General features: G+C 71.0%; 22 protein-coding genes and 1 riboswitch. Of the genes, 10 read left to right on the top strand and 12 right to left on the bottom strand.

Annotation, left to right across the window (positions count from 1 at the left end; all coding sequences use genetic code 11):
* Positions 1 to 29: 29 nt before the first annotated feature.
* The 8 genes from OG718_RS44370 to OG718_RS44335 form a co-directional block, all read right to left on the bottom strand.
* Entirely contained in the window at positions 30 to 1,616 is a 1,587-nt protein-coding gene (locus OG718_RS44370) for an alpha/beta hydrolase (protein ID WP_328846817.1), read from the bottom strand.
* Between the two features lie 145 nt (positions 1,617 to 1,761).
* Positions 1,762 to 2,532, bottom strand: coding sequence for an urease accessory protein UreD (locus OG718_RS44365; protein ID WP_260695721.1), 771 nt, complete (start codon positions 2,530 to 2,532; stop codon positions 1,762 to 1,764).
* A 17-nt stretch (positions 2,533 to 2,549) separates the two neighbouring features.
* Positions 2,550 to 3,233, bottom strand: coding sequence for an urease accessory protein UreG (gene ureG, locus OG718_RS44360; RefSeq protein ID WP_328846816.1), 684 nt, complete (start codon positions 3,231 to 3,233; stop codon positions 2,550 to 2,552).
* 181 nt (positions 3,234 to 3,414) lie between these two features.
* The gene (locus OG718_RS44355) at positions 3,415 to 4,089 is read right to left on the bottom strand and encodes an urease accessory protein UreF (RefSeq protein WP_328846815.1); all 675 of its coding nucleotides are present in this window, start codon (positions 4,087 to 4,089) and stop codon (positions 3,415 to 3,417) included.
* A 53-nt stretch (positions 4,090 to 4,142) separates the two neighbouring features.
* Positions 4,143 to 5,864, bottom strand: coding sequence for an urease subunit alpha (locus tag OG718_RS44350; protein ID WP_143642975.1), 1,722 nt, complete (start codon positions 5,862 to 5,864; stop codon positions 4,143 to 4,145).
* Positions 5,857 to 6,168, bottom strand: coding sequence for an urease subunit beta (locus OG718_RS44345; RefSeq protein WP_143642976.1), 312 nt, complete (start codon positions 6,166 to 6,168; stop codon positions 5,857 to 5,859). Before OG718_RS44345 ends, OG718_RS44350 begins: the two co-directional genes overlap by 8 nt.
* 16 nt (positions 6,169 to 6,184) lie before the next feature.
* Positions 6,185 to 6,487 carry an urease subunit gamma gene (locus OG718_RS44340; RefSeq protein ID WP_055614092.1) on the bottom strand — a complete coding sequence of 101 codons (303 nt, stop codon included), beginning with the start codon at positions 6,485 to 6,487 and terminating at the stop codon, positions 6,185 to 6,187.
* Positions 6,488 to 6,780: 293 nt separating this feature from the next.
* On the bottom strand, positions 6,781 to 7,416 hold the full coding sequence (locus OG718_RS44335) for a TetR/AcrR family transcriptional regulator (RefSeq protein ID WP_143642977.1): 636 nt from the start codon (positions 7,414 to 7,416) through the stop codon (positions 6,781 to 6,783).
* 128 nt (positions 7,417 to 7,544) lie between these two features.
* Here OG718_RS44335 and OG718_RS44330 point away from each other — a divergent pair, with 128 nt between their 5' ends.
* Positions 7,545 to 8,612: an ABC transporter permease gene (locus tag OG718_RS44330; protein WP_328846814.1), complete on the top strand. Its 1,068-nt coding sequence runs from the start codon at positions 7,545 to 7,547 to the stop codon at positions 8,610 to 8,612.
* Between the two features lie 187 nt (positions 8,613 to 8,799).
* Here the strand turns inward: OG718_RS44330 and OG718_RS44325 are convergent, their stop codons facing one another.
* Positions 8,800 to 9,090: a type II toxin-antitoxin system Phd/YefM family antitoxin gene (locus OG718_RS44325; protein WP_055615905.1), complete on the bottom strand. Its 291-nt coding sequence runs from the start codon at positions 9,088 to 9,090 to the stop codon at positions 8,800 to 8,802.
* A 69-nt stretch (positions 9,091 to 9,159) separates the two neighbouring features.
* Here OG718_RS44325 and OG718_RS44320 point away from each other — a divergent pair, with 69 nt between their 5' ends.
* From OG718_RS44320 to OG718_RS44305, 4 genes are all read left to right on the top strand, one after another.
* Positions 9,160 to 9,795, top strand: a complete 636-nt coding sequence (locus tag OG718_RS44320; RefSeq protein WP_328846813.1) for an ATP-dependent Clp protease proteolytic subunit — start codon at positions 9,160 to 9,162, stop codon at positions 9,793 to 9,795.
* Between the two features lie 7 nt (positions 9,796 to 9,802).
* Positions 9,803 to 10,111, top strand: coding sequence for a hypothetical protein (locus OG718_RS44315; protein ID WP_055615901.1), 309 nt, complete (start codon positions 9,803 to 9,805; stop codon positions 10,109 to 10,111).
* A gap of 415 nt (positions 10,112 to 10,526) precedes the next feature.
* Positions 10,527 to 10,660: riboswitch (cyclic di-AMP (ydaO/yuaA leader) on the top strand.
* Between the two features lie 3 nt (positions 10,661 to 10,663).
* Positions 10,664 to 11,137, top strand: a complete 474-nt coding sequence (locus OG718_RS44310; RefSeq protein WP_143643028.1) for a C40 family peptidase — start codon at positions 10,664 to 10,666, stop codon at positions 11,135 to 11,137.
* A 90-nt stretch (positions 11,138 to 11,227) separates the two neighbouring features.
* Positions 11,228 to 11,713 carry a DUF6328 family protein gene (locus OG718_RS44305; protein ID WP_328846812.1) on the top strand — a complete coding sequence of 162 codons (486 nt, stop codon included), beginning with the start codon at positions 11,228 to 11,230 and terminating at the stop codon, positions 11,711 to 11,713.
* A 34-nt stretch (positions 11,714 to 11,747) separates the two neighbouring features.
* Here the strand turns inward: OG718_RS44305 and OG718_RS44300 are convergent, their stop codons facing one another.
* Complete coding sequence (locus OG718_RS44300) at positions 11,748 to 12,191, bottom strand: ATP-binding protein (RefSeq protein WP_143643030.1); 444 nt, start codon at positions 12,189 to 12,191, stop codon at positions 11,748 to 11,750.
* 263 nt (positions 12,192 to 12,454) lie between these two features.
* On the opposite strand from OG718_RS44300, the gene OG718_RS44295 reads away from it, so the two are divergent.
* A complete protein-coding gene (locus OG718_RS44295; RefSeq protein ID WP_328846811.1) occupies positions 12,455 to 13,312 on the top strand; it encodes a helix-turn-helix domain-containing protein in 858 nt (285 codons plus the stop codon).
* 9 nt (positions 13,313 to 13,321) lie between these two features.
* Positions 13,322 to 13,549: a DUF397 domain-containing protein gene (locus OG718_RS44290; RefSeq protein ID WP_328846810.1), complete on the top strand. Its 228-nt coding sequence runs from the start codon at positions 13,322 to 13,324 to the stop codon at positions 13,547 to 13,549.
* On the opposite strand, the gene OG718_RS44285 is transcribed toward OG718_RS44290, so the two are convergent.
* Positions 13,530 to 14,666 (bottom strand): 8-amino-7-oxononanoate synthase, encoded by a 1,137-nt coding sequence (locus OG718_RS44285; protein WP_143643033.1) that lies wholly within the window; start codon positions 14,664 to 14,666, stop codon positions 13,530 to 13,532. The two genes, OG718_RS44290 and OG718_RS44285, sit on opposite strands and share 20 nt — an antisense overlap.
* A gap of 212 nt (positions 14,667 to 14,878) precedes the next feature.
* On the opposite strand from OG718_RS44285, the gene bioB reads away from it, so the two are divergent.
* The 3 genes from bioB to bioD are packed head-to-tail and all read left to right on the top strand — an operon-like array spanning position 14,879 to position 18,114.
* On the top strand, positions 14,879 to 16,114 hold the full coding sequence (gene bioB, locus OG718_RS44280; protein ID WP_143643034.1) for a biotin synthase BioB: 1,236 nt from the start codon (positions 14,879 to 14,881) through the stop codon (positions 16,112 to 16,114).
* Positions 16,107 to 17,417, top strand: a complete 1,311-nt coding sequence (locus OG718_RS44275; protein WP_328846809.1) for an adenosylmethionine--8-amino-7-oxononanoate transaminase — start codon at positions 16,107 to 16,109, stop codon at positions 17,415 to 17,417. Before bioB ends, OG718_RS44275 begins: the two co-directional genes overlap by 8 nt.
* A gap of 1 nt (position 17,418) precedes the next feature.
* Positions 17,419 to 18,114, top strand: coding sequence for a dethiobiotin synthase (gene bioD, locus OG718_RS44270; RefSeq protein WP_328846808.1), 696 nt, complete (start codon positions 17,419 to 17,421; stop codon positions 18,112 to 18,114).
* A 67-nt stretch (positions 18,115 to 18,181) separates the two neighbouring features.
* Here the strand turns inward: bioD and OG718_RS44265 are convergent, their stop codons facing one another.
* A complete protein-coding gene (locus tag OG718_RS44265; protein ID WP_328846807.1) occupies positions 18,182 to 20,398 on the bottom strand; it encodes a helix-turn-helix transcriptional regulator in 2,217 nt (738 codons plus the stop codon).
* Positions 20,399 to 20,448 lie beyond the last annotated feature (50 nt).

The raw sequence follows: 20,448 nt of genomic DNA, 5'->3' as shown, positions 1-20,448 counted from the left end.
GTCCGCGTACTGCTACGTGACTCCTGCTGCTACGGCTTGGGCGTGGCGTGCGGGGTGCACGTCACGTCGGCCGAGTCGACCTTGCCGGTGAGGAGGTAGGTGTCCACCCGCTCGTTGATGCAGGGGTTGGTCAGACCGGTCACACCGTGCGAGCCCGCGTCCTTCTCGGTGATCAGGCGGGAGCCCTTGAACCGCTTGTGCAGCTCGACGCCACCCTCGTACGGAGTGGCGGCGTCACGTGTGGCCTGCACGATCAGGACGGGCGGCAGACCCTTGCCGGACTTCACGTTGACCGGGGTCTGCTGCTTGGCGGGCCAGGTCGCGCACGGCAGGTTCAGCCAGGCGTTGGCCCACGTCATGAACGGGTAGTTCTTGTGCAGCTCGGTGTTGTCGCGGTCCCACTTCTTCCAGCTGGTGGGCCACTTGGCGTCGGTGCACTCGACGGCCGTGTAGACGGCGTTGCCGTTCTCCGAGGCGATGTTGCCCGCGGTGTCCGACGGGTCGGGGGCCGCGGCGTCGACGAGTGCCTGGGTGTCACCGGCGACGTACTTGCTGAACACGGTCGCGACCGGCACCCACGACGAGTCGTAGTACGGGGCGCTCTGGAAGAAGCCGATGAGCTCGGCCGGGCCGACGACCCCGCCGATGGGGTTCTTCTTGGCTGTGGCACGCAGCTTCAGCCACTGCTCCTGGACCTTGGCCCGGGTGTCGCCGAGGTGGAAGGCCGCGTCGTTCTTGGCGACCCAGTCCTGCCAGTCCTTCCAGCGCATCTCGAAGGCGACGTCCTGGTCGAGGTTGGCCTCGTACCAGATCTTCTCGCGCGACGGGTTGACGACACTGTCCGCGATCATGCGGCGGACGTGGGTCGGGTACATCGTGCCGTACACGGCGGCGATGTACGTGCCGTACGAGACGCCCAGGAAGTTGAGCTTCTTCTCGCCGAGCGCGGCCCGGATGACATCCAGGTCACGGACGGTGTTGGGGGTCGTCATGTGCGGCAGCATCTCGCCGCTGCGCTCGGCGCAGCCGGCCGCGTACTCGGCGGCGAGCTTGCGCTGGGCGCGCTTGTCGGCCTCGGAGTCCGGCACCGGGTCCATCTTCGGCGCCTTGACGAACTCCTGCGGGTCGGCGCAGGAGATGGGCGCCGAGTGGCCGACGCCGCGCGGATCGAAGCCCACGAAGTCGTACGCCTTCGACGCCTTCACCCACAGCGGGTTCTTGGTGGTGACCCGGAGCGGGAAGCGCAGTCCGGAGCCGCCGGGGCCGCCCGGGTTGTAGACGAGTGCGCCCTGGCGCTCCGCCTTCGTACCCGTGTTGCCGATGCGGTCCACGGCGAGCTTGATCTTCTTGCCGTTGGGCTTCGCGTAGTTGAGCGGCACCGTGACCCAGCCGCACTGGACGGGCTTCGCGATTCCCCAGTCGGCCGGACAGTCCGTCCAGTCGATACCTGCCTTGGCCGCGCGAGCGGCGGCGATCGCGGCGCCGCGCGTCTGGCTGTCCTGGCCGTGGCGGCTTTCCGCGCTGGCCGTCGGGGCCGCGACGGCGCCGGCTATCAGCGTCGCTGTGACGAGCGCTCCGGCCGAGCCGAACGCCGTCGCCCTTCTCAAACCCCTCAAGTGAGTCCTCCCCCTACTGTCTACTGTCGTTGTGGTCAGTAGGGGGATCCTTCCGGCTGTGAGGTCCCTGAGAACAGGGGTGAAGTGGCTTCTTTGCCAATCCGATAACCGGAACATCGCTGCCCGTTGAGCGGTGCGGTTTGTTTCAGGCGAGTGCGCCGAGCGCCTCGTCGAGGATGCGCCGCAGGCGCAGCGCGTCGGGCGCGAGCGCGGTCACGAGAGCTCCGGGACCGGCGAGCGGGGTGATTGCGGCGTACTCCCCCAGCAACCGCACCTCGACCGGCCGCTGCCCGAACTCCGGTCGTACGACGATGAGTTGCCCGAGCGCGCGATGCCCGGCGAGCACGGCGGGACCGTCCCACCCGCCCGGCGCCCCGGGTCCGCAGGAGAGCTCCTGGTCGAGGAGCGGACGCCCGTCGAGCCGCACGGTGAGCCGACTGGCAAGCCGCCCGGGCTCCTCGTTGGCCCGCCCGAGCACCTGCTCCTCGCGCAGCACCAGCCGCGCACCGGCGGCAAGGTCCACACACGTGGCCACGCACAGCTCACTACCACCGGCGGAGATCAACTGCTCGGGCAGCCAGCGCAGTTCACCACCTTCGGCCACCGTGAGCCGTACGTCGTAGCGTGCCTCGCCCTTGGCCTGCCCCGGCAGCGCGATGGTGGCGGCGGCCGACCCGACGTGCAGCCGCGCACCGTCACCGACCTCCGCCTCGACGGTGAAGTGGTCACCGCCCAGGGGCCCGCTCATCGCCCCGACCAGCATGACCCGCGCCTCGGAACCACTGGCCCGCGTACGCCGCAGGGCGAGCGGCCCCTGCCCCTCAAGCGTGGGCAGCGCGGTACCGCCCCGCCCGTCGGCCCGCGCCCCGATCCGCGCGAGGGCACGCACTCCGGACGCCCCGGACACCGCGGACATCCCGGCCTCTCCGGCCGTCATGCCGTCCACGCGGCGAGCTGCCCCCGCACCCATGCGGCGACGTCCTTCACCCCGTCCTCGGCCCGCAACGACTGGAACACCACCGGCAGTTCGGCCCGCTGCGCCTTGGCGTCGGCGGCCATCCGCCCGAGGTCGGAACCGACGTACGGAGCGAGATCGGTCTTGTTGACGACGAGCAGGTCGGCGGTGGTGACCCCGGGCCCACCCTTACGCGGAATGTCGTCCCCACCCGCGACATCGATCACGAAGATCTGAGCGTCGACAAGCCCTTTGCTGAAGGTGGCGGTGAGGTTGTCACCCCCCGACTCGACAAGAACGAGGTCCAGGGGCCCGACCTCATCCTCCAGGTCCTCGACGGCTTCGAGATTCGCGGAGATGTCGTCACGGATCGCCGTGTGCGGACAGGCCCCGGTCTCCACGGCGGTGATCCGCTCGGGCGGCAACACGGCCTCCCGCAACAGGAACTCGGCGTCCTCGCGCGTATAGATGTCATTGGTGACAACGGCCAACGACAACTCATCCCGCAGAACCCGACAGAGCGCCGCCACAGTCGCGGTCTTCCCGGACCCGACGGGCCCCCCGAGCCCGATCCGCAACGCTCGCCGCCGCCCGTCGGGCCGGTGGGCGTCGGCGCTTACGGCCGGAGGGCCGTCATGGGTGTGAAGGTGATCGAGGTGCATGGTGGCGGCTCCCTTTCTCTGCCTGGCGGAACTCTTCTTGGCGGAACTCTCCAAGCCCGCCCGACCCCACCCAGCCCGTCCGGCGTTTGAGGACGAGGCCGTTCAGGCCGATGAGCGGGGTCTGGGGGCGCAGCCCCCAGGGGACGGGAACGGGTAGGGGCGGCGGGGGCGAAAGAACCCCCTACGAGGCAAACAGCCGCACAGCCCAAGCAGCATGCACCTCCGCACTGATCTCCAACACTGGCGCGGAAGCCGCAGGCAACACCCCGACCCCACTCTCCAACGCACTCCGCGCCGCCAAACCCGCCTCCCGCGCAACCACATCGAGTTCAGGAGCCAACCGAGCCAACACCCCGGTCGCATCGAACGGATCAAGACTCAGCAACCGCACCGTCGCACTCGCCGGCCCACTGACACTCTCGTACACAGCGCAGTACGCGGCATCCTCCGCGCCGAGCCCCGCGGCCCGGGCAGCCAGCCCGAGAACGACCGGCTGATGGGCCCCCTTGGGGAACTCCCGTGCCAGCGCGTCGAGTTCGGCGGAGGGCCACGTCGCCCGAGCGGCCCGCATCAACTGCCGCCCGAGCTTCCGGGCGGCGACCCGCAGGGCGAGGGACGGCGTACGTGCGTCCGCGGCACTGTCCAGTTCCACCGGATCGAGCCCGAGGGCGGCGGCCGCGGCGAGCGAGGCCGACACCAGCCCCGCCGTGTGCAGCCGCCCTCGGCAGAACTCCTCCAGACTCCCCGCCCCGGTGATCCGCCCGGCCTTGACCGCCGCCTCGGCGCCACCGGAGTGGGCATGCCCTCCGGCGGGAAACCGACCGTCGGCCAGTACAAGCAACGCAGCACGCGACATGACGAGCCTCAGAACACAGAATCGGAGTCAGAAGTCAGCACAGGAAGCACCGGTCAGAACAGGAAGTACCTCTGAGCCATGGGCAGTTCGGCAGCCGGTGTGGCCTCCACCAGCTCCCCGTCGATCGTGACGGCGAAGCTGTCGGGATCGACCTGCACCCGCGGCCGCGCGTCGTTCTCCCGCATGTCCGCCTTGGTCACCCCACGGGTCGACTCGATCGACACGAACCGCTTGCCGAGCCCCAGCCGCTCCGGCAGCCCGTCCTCGATCGCGATCGGCGCAACGAAGTTGAAGGAGTTGGAGGCGGGCGCCCGCCCGATCGCCCCGAACATCGGCCGGGGAAGAATCGGCTGCGGTGTGGGAATGGACGCGTTGGCGTCGCCCATCTGCGCGTACGCGATCTGCCCGCCCTTGACGACGAGATGCGGCTTGACGCCGAAGAACGCGGGCTCCCACAGCACGAGGTCGGCGAGCTTCCCGGTCTCGACGGAGCCGACCTCGCGGGCGAGCCCCTGGGCGAGGGCCGGGTTGATCGTGTACTTGGCGACATAGCGACGTACACGACGGTTGTCCGCGCGCCCGTCCCCGGGCAGCGCGCCGCGCCGCCGCTTCATGACGTGGGCCGTCTGCCAGGTCCGCATGATGACCTCCCCCACGCGTCCCATGGCCTGCGCGTCGGAGGAGATGATCGAGATCGCGCCGAGGTCGTGCAGGATGTCCTCGGCCCCGATGGTGGTGGGCCGGATCCGGGACTCGGCGAAGGCGAGGTCCTCGGGCACGGCCGCGTTGAGGTGGTGGCAGACCATCAGCATGTCGAGGTGTTCCTCGGCGGTGTTGACGGTGTAGGGCCGGGTCGGGTTGGTCGAGCTGGGCAGCACGTGCGCCTCGGAGACCACGCTCATGATGTCCGGCGCGTGCCCGCCGCCGGCGCCCTCCGTGTGGTACGCGTGGATGGTGCGCCCCGCGATCGCGGCGAGCGTGTCGGCCACGAACCCGGCCTCGTTGAGGGTGTCCGTGTGGATGGCGATCTGCGCGCCGGTCCGGTCCGCCACCGTGAGCGCCGCGTCGATGACGGCGGGCGTGGAGCCCCAGTCCTCGTGCAGCTTGAGTCCGAGCGCCCCGCCGCGCAGCTGGGAGAGCATCGCCTCCTGGGAGACGGTGTTGCCCTTGCCGAGGAGCCCGAAGTTGAGCGGGTACTCCTCCATCGCCTCCAGCATCCGGGCCAGGTGCCAGGGACCGGGCGTGACGGTGGTCGCCTTGGAGCCCTCGGCCGGACCGGTGCCGCCGCCGATGAGAGTCGTGATCCCGGAGGCGAGCGCCTCGTCGGCGATCTGCGGACAGATCAGATGCACATGGGCGTCGATGGCCCCCGCGGTCAGGATCCGCCCGTTCCCCGCGATGATCTCGGTCTCCGGGCCGATCACCAGGTCCGGGTGCACCCCGTCCATGGTGTCCGGGTTGCCCGCCTTGCCGATGCCGGTGATCCGGCCGTCGCGGATGCCCACGTCGGCCTTGATGATCCCCCAGTGGTCGATGATCACCGCACCCGTGATGACGGTGTCCGGGGTGCCGTCTGCGCGCGTAGCACGCGACTGGCCCATCGACTCGCGGATGACCTTGCCACCGCCGAACACGGCCTCGTCACCGGCACGTCCGGGGCCGCCGGAACGATCCTCCTCGATCTCGATCAGCAGATCGGTGTCGGCGAGCCGGATGCGGTCGCCGGTGGTGGGGCCGAACAGGTCGGCGTACGCGGCACGCGAGATCTCAGGCATCGAGGGCACCTCCGGTCTCGCCGCGCAGGCCGGGCACGACACGGGCGCCGGTGAGCGGAACGAGTTCGACGTCGACGGGGATCCCGGGCTCGAAGCGCACGGCGGTGCCGGCGGCGACGTTGAGCCGCTTGCCGCGCGCGGCGGCGCGGTCGAAGTCCAGTCCGGGGTTGGCCTCGGCGAAGTGGTAGTGGGAGCCGACCTGCACGGGCCGGTCGGCGGCGTTGAGGACGGTGAGCCGGGTGACCTCAAGGCCTTCGTTGAAGGCGACGGGTCCGTCGGCGAACAGGATCTCTCCGGGAATCATGGCGGCCGCTCCCCCGTCAGACGATCGGGTCGTGGACGGTGACGAGCTTGGTGCCGTCCGGGAAGGTGGCCTCCACCTGGACGTCGTGGATCATCTCGGGGATGCCCTCCATGACGTCCTCGCGGGTGAGGATCTTGCGCCCGGAGGCCATCAGCTCGGCAACGGTACGGCCGTCCCGGGCCCCTTCGAGGATGTGCGAGGTGATCAGGGCGACGGCCTCGGGGTGGTTCAGCTTCAGCCCCCGGGCACGGCGCTTCTCGGCCACATCGGCGGCCACATGAATGAGCAGCCTCTCCTGCTCGTGCGGCGTCAGTTGCACGGCGTCCACCTCACAGTCCTCGCTCCGGACCGTGCGGGGTCCGGTTGCCGCAGCCACCACGAAGGATTCGGATGCAGTACGCGACTGCGGTACGCGGCCGGAATGCGCGACTCTGCGCGTCCCGGGCTGCGAAAACCCCTGGTGACGTGGTGGTGCAGGCTAGTTGCGCGGCATTTCAGGGACGTTAACCGCCGCGCGGGAGTTCGCACGAGGATTCACGAGGATCACGAAGGACGAGCCGACCGGCCGACCTGATCGTCGGCCTGCGCTCCGCACCCCGACCGAGAGCCACGTCAGCGTGGCTGCTCCATGCTCATCAGCGCCCGCAGACCGTCCTGGATCACCTCTACGGGCGCCGAGCCGAAGAGCGCCTGCTGGGCGGCGAACCCCTGCGCGGTGGCGATCATGGTCCTGGCGACGTGGTCGGCGGGAATGTCCGCCCGCATCACCCCGGCCTCCTGGTAGCCCTCGACTACCTTCACCCAGGCCTCGCGCACGGTGCCGAAGCCCTCGCGCAGCACCCGCGACAGCTCGCCGTCACGGAGTGTCTCCGTCCAGACCTGGATCATCAGCCGGGGGAAGGAGGCATCCCCGTCCCACGCCAGCCCGTGCTTCGCCTCGCCGCCCCCGAGGCCGAGCACCTGGGTCATGACCTGGCCCACGAGTACGTCGGGCGGCGGGGGCGGAGTCTGCCGGGCGGCCTCTTCGAAGGCCTCGCGAATACCTCCGAGGACCTCGGTGACGATGGCCGCGATCAGCTCGTCCTTGCCGCTGAAGTAGCGGTAGACCGCGCCCGCCGAGAGGTCCACCTCCTTCAGCACGTCCTGCATCGACGTGGCATGGAACCCGTTGCGGGCGAAGCTGCGGGCCGCGCCGTCGAGGATCTGGCGGCGACGGGCGTCGAGGTGTTCCTGGGATACGCGGGCCATGACCGAAAACTAAAACGAACATTCCTTCTTGACAAGTGCGGGCCCTCGCAGGACAGTGACGGAACAAGTAAAACGAACGATCCTTCTTTTTAGCGTGCCGCCTCCGATCCGAATCAAGGGAAGAGACCATGTCCGCGACATCCGCTACGCACACCGGGACCGCGTCACCACACTCGCCCCAGTCGTCACAGGCGCCGCAGCAGCCGGTCACGTCGTCGCACGGGCGCCATGTCGTCGCCGTCGTCGTACTGGTGCCCGTGCTGGTGGCCCTCGCCCTGTGGGCCTTCGCCTGGCCCGCGGCCCGCACCGCGCCGCGCGATCTGCCACTCGGCGTGGCGGGCCCCGCGACTGCGGTCGCCCAGGTCGAGAAGCAGCTCGGAGAACACGAGGGCGCCTTCGAGATCCACCACTACGCCGACGAGGCCGCCGCCCGGGACGCCATCGAGGACCGGACCGTATACGGCGCGGTCGTCGTCACCGCGCAGGGGCCGAAGCTGCTGACCGCCTCGGCCGCGAGCCCGCTGGTGGCCCAGTTGCTCCAGCAGTCGGTGACCCAGCAGGCGGGCGGCGCCCAGGTGCGTACCGTCGACGTCGTACCGGCCGCCGAGAACGACCCGCGCGGCTCGGCCCTGACGTCGAGCGTGCTGCCGCTGACGCTGGCGGGCATCGCCGCGGGAGCCGTCGTGACCCTGCTCGGGCTGCGCGGGCGGCGCGCGATCGCCGCTCTGGTCGGTGCGTCCGCGCTCGTCGGCCTGGTGGCGGCCGCGCTCGCCGGCAGCTGGCTCGGCGCGCTCACCGGGAACTGGTGGGCCCAGGCGGGCGCTCTGGGCCTGGCCACGCTGGCGGTCGGCGCAGCGGTCGCGGGCCTTGCGGCCCTGCTGGGCACGCCCGGCATCGGCCTGGGCGCGTTCGTCGTGATGATGCTCGGCAACCCGTTCTCGGGCGCCGCCACGGCACCCGAGATGCTGCCCGACCCGGTCGGGACGATCGGCCAGTGGCTCCCACCTGGCGCCGGCGCCTCCCTGCTCCGCTCGATCTCGTTCTTCGACGGAGCCGCCGCATCCGGCCCGGCCCTCACCCTGACCTGGTGGGCCGCACTGGGACTCGGCGCAGTCCTCCTCGGCAGCGCGCTCAAGCGCCGCAAGGAGAACACCGGGTCGGCAGCCGCAGAACGCGAGCCCGCACCGACGAACTGACCCCCACAGAACCGACCGTGCACCCCTGAAGTAGCGGACAGGGGTGCACGGTCATACGCGTTTCAGGAGCTCACATGCCTATGTACCGCCCGACCCTCACCCACCCAGGGGCGCGGGGAACTGCGCGACAAGCCCCCACCCCGCCCGCACCCGGCACACAAGGGCAACCACCCACCCCACAAGCCGCCTAAGACGCCCCCGGCCCCCGATGCTCCGCGGCAATCCCGAACCGCTGGCGTTCGCGAGGAGCGGAACCCACCTCACGAACACTCGACACCGCACTGATCACCGGCTCCTCCACCCCCGCCTCGATCGCCGCGTCGAGTTTCTCGAGTCGCTCCAGGTCAGCCGCGGACACGAGAGCGACAAGCGGCTTCCCGTGCCGCGTCACGACGACGCGCTCACCGCCGTACACCACCCGGTTGATCAGGTCGGCGAGCTCAGCCCTGGCTTGCGTCACCGGAATCTCGTAGGCCATGCTCCCCATCATAACGTCATGTACGTCCTGTACATTTTTTACAGGACCTCTCCCGGAGGAGCGTGTGTCATGACCCGACCGTCCGCCCGCTATGTCCTGCCCGAGTTCACCGAGCGCACCAGCTCGGGGAGCCGGACCATGGACCCGTACTCGAAGCTGCTGGAAGAGCGGATCGTGTTCCTCGGGACGCCGATCGACGACGTCTCGGCGAACGACGTGATGGCGCAGTTCATGCACCTCGAGTACCAGGCACCCGACAGGGACATCTCGCTCTACATCAACTCCCCCGGCGGCTCGTTCAGTGCGATGACGGCCGTCTACGACACGATGCAGTTCGTCAGCTGCGAGGTGGAGACCATCTGCCTGGGGCAGGCGGCGTCGGCCGCGGCGGTGCTGCTGGCGGCCGGCACACCGGGCAAGCGGCACGCGCTGCCGGGCGCCCGCGTGCTGATCCACCAGCCGTCGTTCTCCGAGCCCGTCCAGGGACAGGCGTCCGACCTGGCCATTCAGGCCGACGAGTTGATGCGTACCCGTGGGCAGCTGGAGGAGATGCTCGCCCGGCACACGGGTCAGAGCCGGGAGCGGATCGGCGCGGACATCGAGCGGGACAAGATCCTGGACGCGCAGGCGGCGCTGGAGTACGGACTGATCGACCGGATCGTCTCGAGCCGGAAGTCCACCCAGAGCGCACGCGGCGCGAGGTGAGCGGCCGATGCTCCCACCCGAGTTGCCGCCGCTGCCGGCCCTGACCCGCGCGGAGGCCGAGCTGATCGACCGTTACCTCGAAGTGGTCGACCTGCTCGGCCGGATCAACCCGGCCCATTCCGGGGACACTTACCGGGGGCTGCGCGCGGCCCAGGCCCTGGTGGGCAGGGCCACCGCGCTGCGTGACGCGCTGGCCCTGATGCACCAGCGCGGCGAGCACGAGGTGCACGCGCCGACCCTGGCGCGGGCGCTGCGCGTACTCGACGGTGAGCGCCGAGCGGGCCGGATCGCGCTACCGCCGCGCTCCGACAGCTGACGTACCGCCACGGACCCGGCGTCACGCAGGCATCTGACGAGACGTCCGGGTCAGGGTTCAAACGGACCGAAAGGCGTACCACCGAACAGCGTAGTCAGAGCTGCTTTTACAGGCCCGTGGGAGTTGCGCAACCCGCGTAGCCTCCGTACGGAATCAGACGTTCCGGTGCTGGTACGAGGGTCGTCGACCCCCTCGAGCCCTCCCGTGGGAAAGGCTGTCCACCCGAACGGGTGAGTGGTGAGTAAGCCCACAAATCGCCGATTCCGCTCGGCTTTTGGGACATCCGTGCGTCAAGATCCCTTCCGACGACAAGCCCCCGCCACAAGCGGCGGGGCGATCCGGGCGGACGCCGAGTCCTGCCGCCGCCCGGATGACCGGTCGACAGAAGTGGATCGGCAGGAGTGGAGGACCCAGGCACGACGGGTCGCCGGAACGGTCACGCCATGACCGGGCCGAGCAGCCCTTGGGGTGAAGCCGCGTCAGCGGCCGGGCAACTTCGCCAGCCCGAATCCGACAGGTCATCCTTCACAGGCGGCTGACGAAGGGTTGCGCATGACTGCGCTCAATCGTGTCCCGTCGCTGTTCAGCAGGGCCGGTACCGCATCGGCTCTCACCATCGCCGCTGTCGGCGGCGGCATCGTGGCCCCCGGATTCACGTCCGGCGCTGAAGCGGCCACACCCGCGACGAAGGCACTCCAGGTGGCGGCCTCCAAGAAGGGCTCCCCGTACAAGTACGGAGCCGTGGGGCCCAAGCGCTTCGACTGCTCCGGCCTCACGCTCTACTCGTTCAAGAAGGCGGGCAAGTCCCTGCCGCGTACGGCCGCCGCGCAGTACAACAAGACGAACCATGTCTCCGCTTCGAACCGCAAGCAGGGAGACCTGGTCTTCTTCCACTCGGGCCGGAACGTCTACCACGTCGGCATCTACGCCGGGAAGGGACGGATCTGGCACTCCCCGAAGACCGGGGAAGTGGTGAAGCTCCAGAAGATCTGGACGAAGAGCGTCTGGTACGGCCGGGTCAGGTGACCCGCCCGGGAGGTGGCCGCGGTGATCGCCGCGGCCCCCTCCCGGGGCCCGGAGCGTGATATTCGCGGCTGAGTGGTTACTCCTTCACCTATGGGCGACCTTCATCACCACGAGGAGCGCAACGAGACCCGGCTCGAGCGCGCCGACCGCAACTTCAACGAACTGCTCCAGGAACTGCGGGTCACGCAGACCGGGGTGCAGATCCTCTTCGCATTCCTGCTCACCCTCGCGTTCACCCCGCGCTTCCCCTCCCTGGACTCGTTCCAGCGCGCCACGTACGTCGTCACGCTGCTGCTCTCGGTGCTGGCCGCCGCGCTCTTCACGGCCCCGGCCGCGCTCCATCGCCGGCTCTTCCAGCAGGGCGCCAAGCCGCAGGTCGTGAACGCCTCCTCGCACCTGGCCCAGATCGGACTCGGCGTGCTCGCGTTCGCCCTCTCCGGTTCGGTCCTGCTCGTCGTGGACGTGGCGACGAACCGGGCGGGCGGTATCGCGGCCGGTGCGACCACGCTGGTCGTCTGCGCGGGGCTGTGGGCGCTCCTCCCCCACCTGATGCAGAGCTCCGCCGGCGAGGACTAGCGGGCGCCTTCACGCCACCAGTGGGGCACGGCACTCAGTCGGCTCTCGCGGGCTGTACCGGTGCCGTCCAGGGCAGCATGATCGAGACCGTCTTGCCGCCCTCTCTGGTGGGCCGGACCGTCAGCTTGCCGCCGCACTCGACCGTCAGCCAGCGGACGATCACCATGCCGCGGCCGTTGTCCTGCTGGACGGCCGCGGGCAGACGTTTCGGGAAGCGCGGGTGGCTGTCGGTCACGCCGATGCGCAGTTGTTCGTCGCGGTCGAGTTCGATGTCCACCGTGAAGGTGGGCGACTGCCCGAACGTGTGCTGTACGGCGTTGGTCGCGAGCTCCGAGACGATGAGCCGGACCGTGTCGGCCGCCTCCGTGTCGGATGGAAGTCCCCATTCGGCCAGCACGTCGGTGACGTACGTGCGGGCGGCGTAGACCGAGGCGGGATCGCTCGGCAGAGTGACGGATGCTTCCTGGTGGTCTGCCATGGCGAGGTCGTCCCTTTCCCACGGGACCGGAGTCCGACACGAAGCGGATGACTTCGAGTACGGTCCCGGACTGGTGCTTGCGCCAGAGTGCCACTACCTCGGCGTTCACGGTGCCGATCCACCGAGATATGCATATATCTGTCGCTCGAAGCGGTGAACTCTGCGACGGCCGACCGTATTTGGGCGGGCGGCCGGTTCGTCCTCTACGGTCGGCGTGACGCCGGACGATATAGCGCCGGCGCGACGGTCGGAAGGAGACGGCCATGCAGTACGGTCCCGCTGTGCGCCGCCGGAAACTCGGTGCCGAACTGCGTGCCCTGCGTGCCCGTGCGGGCCTCAAGAGCGGCGAGGCCGCCCGGCTCGTCGGCTGGCACCAGTCGAAGGTGAGCCGGATCGAGACCGGCCGCAGCGGAGTCAAGCCCGCGGACGTGGAGCGGCTCCTCGACGCCTACGAGGTCCGGGACGCGGAACTGCGCGAGTTGCTCGTGGTGCTGGCGGGCTCCGACGACAACGGCCGGCACCACTGGTGGCACGCCTACCGGGGTCTTCTGTCGTCCGCCTACAGCGACTTCATCAGCCTGGAGTCGCAGGCCAGCGTGATGCGTACGCTGGAGAACTCCGTCGTGCCCGGGCTGCTGCAGACGCCGGAGTACGCCCGCGAGGTGACCCGGGCGGCCATGGGCGGGGCGCCGGACGGCGAGGTCGACGCGCTGGTGGAGGTGCGCCTCGCCCGTCAGGACGTACTGCGTTCGAATCCACCGCTCCGACTGAGTGCGGTACTCGACGAGGCGGCCCTACGACGAACGGTCGGCGGACCGGAGGTCATGGCACGGCAGTTGGACCACCTCAGAGAGGCCGCGCAACTCCCTCACGTGCGGATTCAGGTGCTGCCGTTCGGAGTTGGAGCTCATGTCGGCGCCACAGGGCCCTTTGTTATTTTTTCGTTTCCGAGCACATCTGATCTGGATGTGGTTGTTCTAGACCACTTGACGAGTAGCCTCTATCTCGAACGGAAAGAAGACCTCCAGGCCTACAGCGAGGCCTTCGACTCCCTTCAGGTCCACGCCCTTTCGCCCGAGGAAACGTTGGATTTCATCGCCGGTGCAGCTCACGGCGCATAAGGAGGCACCATGCCCGCCCCCCTGCCTCGGTCCCTACCTTCGAGCACCCGTCTGCACGGTGTGCGGTGGCAGCGCAGCAGCCGCAGCACGGGAATGAACAACTGCGTCGAGACGGCCCGTCCGGGATCCGGACCATGGGCCGGACTGCTCGCGGTGCGCGACTCGAAGAACACGTCGGGACCCGCCCTGCTCTTCGCCCCCGCCGCCTGGGAGGGATTTATCGCCGCGCTTCGATGATCAGGCGTACGGCACGGTCGAGTTGCCCGTCGGTGAGGTCCGCGCGGGCGGTGAGCCGCAGCCGTGAGATGCCGTCGGGCACCGACGGGGGACGGAAGCAGCCGACGGCGAGACCGGCCTCGCGGCAGTCCGCGGCCCAGCGCACGGCCCGCTCCGGGGAGGGTGCGCGCACGGAGACGACGGCGGCGTCCGGTCGTACGGCTTCGAGACCCTCGGCCGTCAGCCGTTCGTGCAGGGTGGTCGCCACGGCACGCGCGCGCGTGGCCCGTTCCGGTTCCCTGCGCAGCAGACGCAGGGCCGCGAGGGCCGCGCCCGCCGCCGCGGGGGCCAGACCGGTGTCGAAGATGAAGGTGCGGGCCGCGTTGACCAGATGGTCGATGACGTGGGCCGGTCCGAGAACGGCGCCGCCCTGGCTGCCGAGCGACTTCGACAGCGTGACGGTGGTGACCACGTCCGGCGCGCCCGCAAGACCGGCCGCGTGCGGCGCGCCCCGGCCGCCGTCGCCGAGTACGCCGAGACCGTGCGCGTCGTCCACGAGCAGCGCGGCGCCTGACTCCCGGCAGGCGGCTGCGAGTCCGGTGAGCGGGGCCGCGTCGCCGTCGACCGAGAAGACCGTGTCGGAGACGACGACGGCAACTCCGGCATGCGTGGCCAGCGCCTTGCGCACGGCGTCGGGGTCGGCGTGCGCGACGACCTGGGTGGTGCCGCGCGCGAGACGGCAGCCGTCGATCAGCGAGGCGTGATTGCCCGCGTCGGAGACGACGAGAGAGCCGTGCGGGGCCAGCGCGGTGACGGCGGCGAGGTTGGCCGCGTACCCCGAGGAGAAGACCAGCGCGGACTCGAACCCGCAGAATTCGGCCAGCTCGCGTTCGAGTTCCGCGTGCAGTTCCGTGGAGCCGGAGACGAGCCGGGAGCCGGTCGCCCCGGCGCCCCACGCCCGCGCGGCGCTCGCGGCCGCCCCGGTGACCTCGGGGTGCCTCGCCAGGCCCAGATAGTCGTTGCCCGCGAGATCGAGGAGCGGCGACTCGGCGGGGCGGGGGCGCAGGGTGCGGACGAGTCCGGCCCGGCGGCGCGCCCGCGCCTGCTCGTCGATCCACTCGAAAGGCGATCCCGACATATGTCCTCCGGGCCATGAGGTGAGGGTGTTCCATGGGGCGCCGACACATGACATTTCGCCTGGGCCGTCCCCACCTGCCTTTTGTAGGCAGCGCACAGACCCTAGCCGGACCACCAGCCGCCCATGATGTGGCAATACCCACACGTCGAACGGCCTCCGTTGTCCGGTCCCTCCTTGGCCCGGCGCGGTCGGATAGGCCAGGATCGGACCTCATGGACCTGCTGAACACGCTGGTGGACAAGGGGCTTCGGCGCGAGCTGCCGACCCGTGAAGAGGCGCTGGCCGTACTGGCGACCTCCGACGACGAACTCCTCGATGTGGTGGCCGCGGCCGGCAAGGTACGCCGGCAGTGGTTCGGCCGACGGGTGAAACTCAACTACCTGGTCAACCTGAAGTCGGGCCTGTGCCCGGAGGACTGCTCGTACTGCTCGCAGCGGCTCGGCTCCAAGGCCGGGATCCTGAAGTACACGTGGCTGAAACCCGACCAGGCCTCCGAGGCCGCGGCCGCCGGGCTCGCGGGCGGCGCCAAGCGGGTCTGCCTGGTGGCGAGCGGACGCGGTCCCACCGACCGTGACGTGGACCGTGTCTCGGACACCATCAAGGCGATCAAGGACCAGAACGAGGGCGTCGAGGTGTGCGCCTGCCTCGGGCTGCTCTCCGACGGCCAGGCCGAGCGGCTGCGCGAGGCGGGCGCGGACGCCTACAACCACAACCTGAACACGTCCGAGTCGACGTACGGGGACATCACCACCACCCACACGTACGCCGACCGCGTCGACACGGTCCAGAAGGCGCACGCCGCGGGCCTGTCCGCCTGCTCGGGGCTGATCGCGGGCATGGGCGAGAGCGACGAGGACCTCGTCGACGTCGTCTACTCGCTGCGCGCGCTCGACCCGGACTCGGTGCCGGTCAACTTCCTGATCCCGGTCGAGGGCACCCCCCTCGCCAAGGAGTGGAACCTCACGCCGCAGCGCTGTCTGCGGATCCTCGCGATGGTCCGGTTCGTCTGCCCGGACGTCGAGGTGCGGATCGCGGGCGGCCGCGAGGTCCATCTGCGCACGATGCAGCCCCTCGCCCTGAACCTGGCGAACTCGATCTTCCTCGGCGACTATCTGACCACCGAGGGCCAGGCCGGCAAGGCCGACCTGGAGATGATCGCGGACGCCGGGTTCGAGGTGGAGGGCACGGGCCAGGTGACACTTCCGGAGCACCGGGTCACCGCGGGCGGCGGCTGCGGTTCCCACGCCGAGGCCGGGTGCGGCTCGCACGCGGACGCCGGATGCGGCTCCCACGAGGGCGGCGGCTGCGGCCCCTGCGGCTCGGCCGCCGATGAGCAGGCCCCCGCGGCCGCGCGGGTCCCCGAGACGGCCCGGGCCTCCGAGGCCCGTACGGACCTCGTCGCGGTACGCCGCCGCGGCGCCGGAACGGACCTCGCGCCCAATGCCTGACCTGCACGTGTCCAACCTCTCCGGATCCGGCCTCTCCGTGCCCGAGCTCCTGGAGCTCGACCGGCGGCACGTCTGGCATCCGTACGGGCCGATGCCCGGCCGGCAGCAACCGCTCGTCGTGGAGTCGGCGAGCGGGGTGCGGTTGCGGCTGGCCGGGACGGACACCGAGCTGATCGACGGCATGTCGTCCTGGTGGTCGGCGATCCACGGTTACAACCACCCCGCGCTCAACGAGGCGGCCCGCGACCAGCTCGGGCGGATGAGCCACGTGATGTTCGGCGGGCTCACGCACGAGCCCGCCGTGCGGCTGGCGAAGCGTCTTGTCGACATGTCGCCCGAAGGGCTTGAGCATGTCTTCCTGGCCGATTCCGGCTCGGTGTCCGTCGAGGTAGCGGTCAAGATGTGCCTCCAGCACTGGCGTTCCCTCGGACGCCCGGGCAAGCAGCGCCTGCTGACCTGGCGCGGCGGCTACCACGGCGACACCTGGCAGCCCATGTCCGTGTGCGATCCCGAGGGCGGGATGCACGAGCTGTGGCAGGGCGTGCTCCAGCGCCAGGTGTTCGCGGACCCGCCGCCGGCCGCGTACGAGGAGTCGTACGCGGACCATCTGCGTGAGCTGATCGAGCGGCACGCGGACGAGCTGGCCGCGGTGATCGTGGAGCCGGTGGTGCAGGGCGCGGGCGGGATGCGGTTCCACTCCCCCGCGTATCTGCGCGTGCTGCGCGAGGCGTGCGACGCGCACGACGTGCTGCTCGTGTTCGACGAGATCGCGACGGGCTTCGGACGTACGGGCGCCATGTTCGCGGCGGAACACGCGGCGGTGACGCCGGACGTGATGTGCGTCGGCAAGGCGCTGACCGGCGGCTATCTGACGATGGCGGCCACACTCTGCACCGCGCGGGTCGCCGACGGGATCTCGCGGGGCGAGGTGCCGGTGCTCGCCCACGGCCCGACCTTCATGGGCAACCCGCTCGCCGCCGCCGTGGCCTGCGCCTCGATCGACCTGCTCCTCGGCCAGGACTGGCAGACCGAGGTCAAGCGCATCGAGACCGGGCTGCGGGAGGGGCTGGCTCCGGCGGCGGAGCTGCCGGGGGTCCGGGACGTACGTGTGCTCGGTGCCATCGGGGTCGTGCAGCTCGACCACGAGATCGACATGGCGGCGGCGACCCGGGCCGCGGTCCGCGAAGGTGTGTGGCTGCGCCCGTTCCGGGACCTCGTGTACACGATGCCGCCGTACGTCACCGGTGACGCGGATCTGGCGCGGATCACGGCCGCGGTGTGCGCGGCGGCTCGGGAGGGCTGACATGTCTTCGGTACTGGTGATCACTGGGACGGGCACGGAGGTCGGCAAGACCGTGGCGACCGCGGCCGTCGCGGCGGCGGCTCTCGCGGCCGGGCGGTCCGTGGCCGTGCTCAAGCCAGCGCAGACCGGTGTGCTGCCGGGCGAGCGCGGGGACGCCGACGAGGTGGCCCGGCTCGCGGGCGCGGTGACGTCCCTCGAACTCGCCCGCTATCCCGAGCCGTTGGCCCCCGCCACTGCGGCCCGGCGCTCCGGTCTCGCACCGGTGCGGCCGGCCGAAGTGGCGGAGGCGGCGGGCAAGTTGGCCGCCGGGCACGACCTCGTGCTGGTCGAGGGGGCGGGCGGCCTGCTCGTACGGTTCGACGACGAGGGCGGCACGCTCGCGGACGCGGCGCGACTGCTGGAGGCGCCCGTCCTGGTGGTCGCCTCCGCCGGACTCGGCACGCTCAACACGACGGAGCTGACGGCCCGCGAACTACGCGCTCGGCGGCTCGACCTGCTGGGTGTGGTGCTGGGCAGCTGGCCGAACGAGCCGGACCTCGCATCACGCTGCAACCTCGCGGACCTGCCGGTGGTGGCCGAGGCGCCTCTGCTGGGCGCGCTCCCCGAGGGCTGCAGTGGGCTCCCGGTCGCCGACTTCCGTGCCAAGGCGGGCAGTTGGCTGGCGCCCCGGCTGGGTGGAACGTGGGCCGCCCCGTAAGCGGCGCGGGGAACTGCGCGACCAGCCACAACCGGCCCACAGACACACAACAGCACTCCGGCGGCGCTCACTCCTCCGACGCCAACAACCTCACCAACTCGATCCGCGACCGAATACCGAGCCGGTTGAACACCCCCCGCAGGTGATGATCGATGGTGCGCGGACTGAGCAGCAGACGGGACGCGATCTCACGATTGGTCGCCCCCTCGGCCGCCATCCGGGCCACCGTCAACTGCTGAGCGGTGAGCAGACCGGCCAAGTCACGCGGGCTACCCGGTGGTTGGGCCGGTTCGCCCAGAGCGCGGAGTTCCCCCCGGGCCTGCGCTGCACAGTGCGGCGCCCCGAAGTGCTCGAACGCTTCGAGCGCGCTGTGCAGCCGGTCACGCGCCTCCGTACGGTTGCGCAGGCGTCGTAGGGCGCCGCCGAACAGCAGCTCCGTACGGGCGCGTTCGAAGTCGCGGGTGCCGCCGGCGTGCAGGTCGAGGGCGGTCCGGTAGTGCTCGACGGCCTCGGGGCCGGTGGACAGCAGGGCCCGGCAGCGGGCGCTGAGGGCAAGGTCGTCGGGGCTGCGGACTGCGCTCGCCCAGCGGTCGTAGTCGGCGTGGGCGGCCCGCGCGACCCGGGTGTCACCGGTTCGGACGGCGGCTTCCACGTAGTGCGGGGTGGCGAGATGGCGTACGGCCCGGTGCCCGTGCCCTGGGCCGAATCCGGCGAGGGCGCGCAGCCGGGACGCGGACGCCGCGTAGCGGCCGGTGCTGAGGTCGAGGAAGGCGAGCGCCCACAGGGCGAGGGCGGCTGCGAGGCCGAGGCCGCGTTCCAGGGCGTAGGTACGGGCCGCCTCGGCGCGGGCCCGGCAGACGTCCTCGTCGCCCGTGACGGCGGCGAACATTGCGAGCGCGGCCTGGAGATGGCAGGCCCCGTTGTCCTGCCCGGTGGCGTACGCCTGGCGCAGGGCGTCCAGGGTGGCGGCGCCCGCGGCCCGTGGGCGGCCCGTCCAGAACTCGGCGTACGCCCGGAACTCCATGGCCTGCGGGACGGTCATGGACTCGCCCCTGGCCCGGGCGGAAGCGGCGGCGCGTACGGCCGCGGAAGCGGCGAGGGTGTGGTCGCCGAGGAGCAGGGCGGCGATGGCGGAGTGGATCAGCGAGGTGGGGTCGCCGCCGGGTCCGCAGCGCCCGGCGGCCGCCTTCAGGAGGTCGCGGGCGTCCTCGTACCGCCCTTCGAACGCGGCGGCCAGTCCCCCGAGCGTGCCGGGTGACACGATCCCGTACCGGTCGGCGACGGCCGCGGCCTCCAGGCATCGGCGCAGGTCACCGGTGTAGACGGCGGCTTCGGTGGCACGTGCCACCAGGTGCGCTGCAACGTCGGGGGCGGCCGGAGCGGCAGGGCGTACGCCTCGGACCGCGCCCGCGCCCTCGATCAGCGCACCGCCGACCGCGCGGTCGCCGTCGGTGCCTCTGCCCTGCTCACCGCCTAGCGCCCGCTCCCCCGACTCCATGCCGCGTACCGCCTCCGCGAGCAGTGCGTCGAACGACTCCGTGGCGTTCCCCGCGCGTAGAGCGAGCACTCCGCTCAGCCCGTCGACATCGCCGTGAGTGGCGAGGCGGCGGGCCCGGTCGGCGTCGCCCGAGCGCCAGGCGTCGGCGGCGGCCCGGGCCAGCAGGCGGGGGCGTTCCCGTGGGTCGGGGGTCAGCGCGGCGGCCCGTTCGAGGAGAGCGCAGGCCAGCGCGTGTTCGCCCGCGGCACGGGCCTCGTGCGCCGATGCGCGCAGCTCACCCGCGAGCCGTCGGCTGGGCCCGAGCGTGGCGGAGGCGCGGTGCCAGGAGCGGCGGGGCGCCTCGCCCTCGCCGCGCAGGACGCGGGCGAGCAGCCGATGGGTCTCGCGCCGGTCCAGTGCCGACGCGGTCTCGTACGCGGCGATACGGATCCAGGGGTCCCGGAAAACGACTCCGGCGGACGTCTGATGCGCGACTCCGACCGCCTCGGCGTCGTCGAGGGGCCCGGTGTCCAGCCGGGCCGCGGTCACCGCGCGCTGGAAGGCGTGCGTGGCGAGGGGGTATTGGTCGGCGGCGGCGATCAGCAGGAGCCGCCGGGTGTCCGGTGGGAGGGTCCTGATCTCGCGCCGCTGGGACCGCAGCAGACCGGGGGCCACGGCGACGGGCTCGGCCGGAAGCGGCTCCAGACCGGCCAGTTGGTGCTCGCCGAGGACGGCGGCGAGTTCCGTGGCCGCGCGCGGATCGCCGTGCACGGCACGCAGCACCCGGACCCGGACGCCTTCGGACATCGGGGTTCGCGGGTGCGTTCGCGGTGCGCCGCCCGGTTGTTCCGGGGCGT

Source organism: Streptomyces sp. NBC_00258 (assembly GCF_036182465.1).
GTDB lineage: Bacteria > Actinomycetota > Actinomycetes > Streptomycetales > Streptomycetaceae > Streptomyces.
Note: the sequence above shows the minus strand (reverse complement) of the source record. Positions and strands in the feature narration are given on the sequence as shown.

Excerpts from the sequence above, each read along its gene's own strand:
- OG718_RS44365 (WP_260695721.1), bottom strand. The coding sequence starts at position 2,532 with ATGTCCGCGGTGTCCGGGGCGTCCGGAGTGCGTGCCCTCGCGCGGATC.
- ureG (WP_328846816.1), bottom strand. The coding sequence starts at position 3,233 with ATGCACCTCGATCACCTTCACACCCATGACGGCCCTCCGGCCGTAAGC.
- OG718_RS44355 (WP_328846815.1), bottom strand. The coding sequence starts at position 4,089 with ATGTCGCGTGCTGCGTTGCTTGTACTGGCCGACGGTCGGTTTCCCGCC.
- OG718_RS44350 (WP_143642975.1), bottom strand. The coding sequence starts at position 5,864 with ATGCCTGAGATCTCGCGTGCCGCGTACGCCGACCTGTTCGGCCCCACC.
- OG718_RS44345 (WP_143642976.1), bottom strand. The coding sequence starts at position 6,168 with ATGATTCCCGGAGAGATCCTGTTCGCCGACGGACCCGTCGCCTTCAAC.
- OG718_RS44335 (WP_143642977.1), bottom strand. The coding sequence starts at position 7,416 with ATGGCCCGCGTATCCCAGGAACACCTCGACGCCCGTCGCCGCCAGATC.
- OG718_RS44330 (WP_328846814.1), top strand. The coding sequence starts at position 7,545 with ATGTCCGCGACATCCGCTACGCACACCGGGACCGCGTCACCACACTCG.
- OG718_RS44325 (WP_055615905.1), bottom strand. The coding sequence starts at position 9,090 with ATGGCCTACGAGATTCCGGTGACGCAAGCCAGGGCTGAGCTCGCCGAC.
- OG718_RS44320 (WP_328846813.1), top strand. The coding sequence starts at position 9,160 with ATGACCCGACCGTCCGCCCGCTATGTCCTGCCCGAGTTCACCGAGCGC.
- OG718_RS44315 (WP_055615901.1), top strand. The coding sequence starts at position 9,803 with ATGCTCCCACCCGAGTTGCCGCCGCTGCCGGCCCTGACCCGCGCGGAG.
- OG718_RS44310 (WP_143643028.1), top strand. The coding sequence starts at position 10,664 with ATGACTGCGCTCAATCGTGTCCCGTCGCTGTTCAGCAGGGCCGGTACC.
- OG718_RS44305 (WP_328846812.1), top strand. The coding sequence starts at position 11,228 with ATGGGCGACCTTCATCACCACGAGGAGCGCAACGAGACCCGGCTCGAG.
- OG718_RS44300 (WP_143643030.1), bottom strand. The coding sequence starts at position 12,191 with ATGGCAGACCACCAGGAAGCATCCGTCACTCTGCCGAGCGATCCCGCC.
- OG718_RS44295 (WP_328846811.1), top strand. The coding sequence starts at position 12,455 with ATGCAGTACGGTCCCGCTGTGCGCCGCCGGAAACTCGGTGCCGAACTG.
- OG718_RS44290 (WP_328846810.1), top strand. The coding sequence starts at position 13,322 with ATGCCCGCCCCCCTGCCTCGGTCCCTACCTTCGAGCACCCGTCTGCAC.
- OG718_RS44285 (WP_143643033.1), bottom strand. The coding sequence starts at position 14,666 with ATGTCGGGATCGCCTTTCGAGTGGATCGACGAGCAGGCGCGGGCGCGC.
- bioB (WP_143643034.1), top strand. The coding sequence starts at position 14,879 with ATGGACCTGCTGAACACGCTGGTGGACAAGGGGCTTCGGCGCGAGCTG.
- OG718_RS44275 (WP_328846809.1), top strand. The coding sequence starts at position 16,107 with ATGCCTGACCTGCACGTGTCCAACCTCTCCGGATCCGGCCTCTCCGTG.
- bioD (WP_328846808.1), top strand. The coding sequence starts at position 17,419 with ATGTCTTCGGTACTGGTGATCACTGGGACGGGCACGGAGGTCGGCAAG.
- OG718_RS44265 (WP_328846807.1), bottom strand. The coding sequence starts at position 20,398 with ATGTCCGAAGGCGTCCGGGTCCGGGTGCTGCGTGCCGTGCACGGCGAT.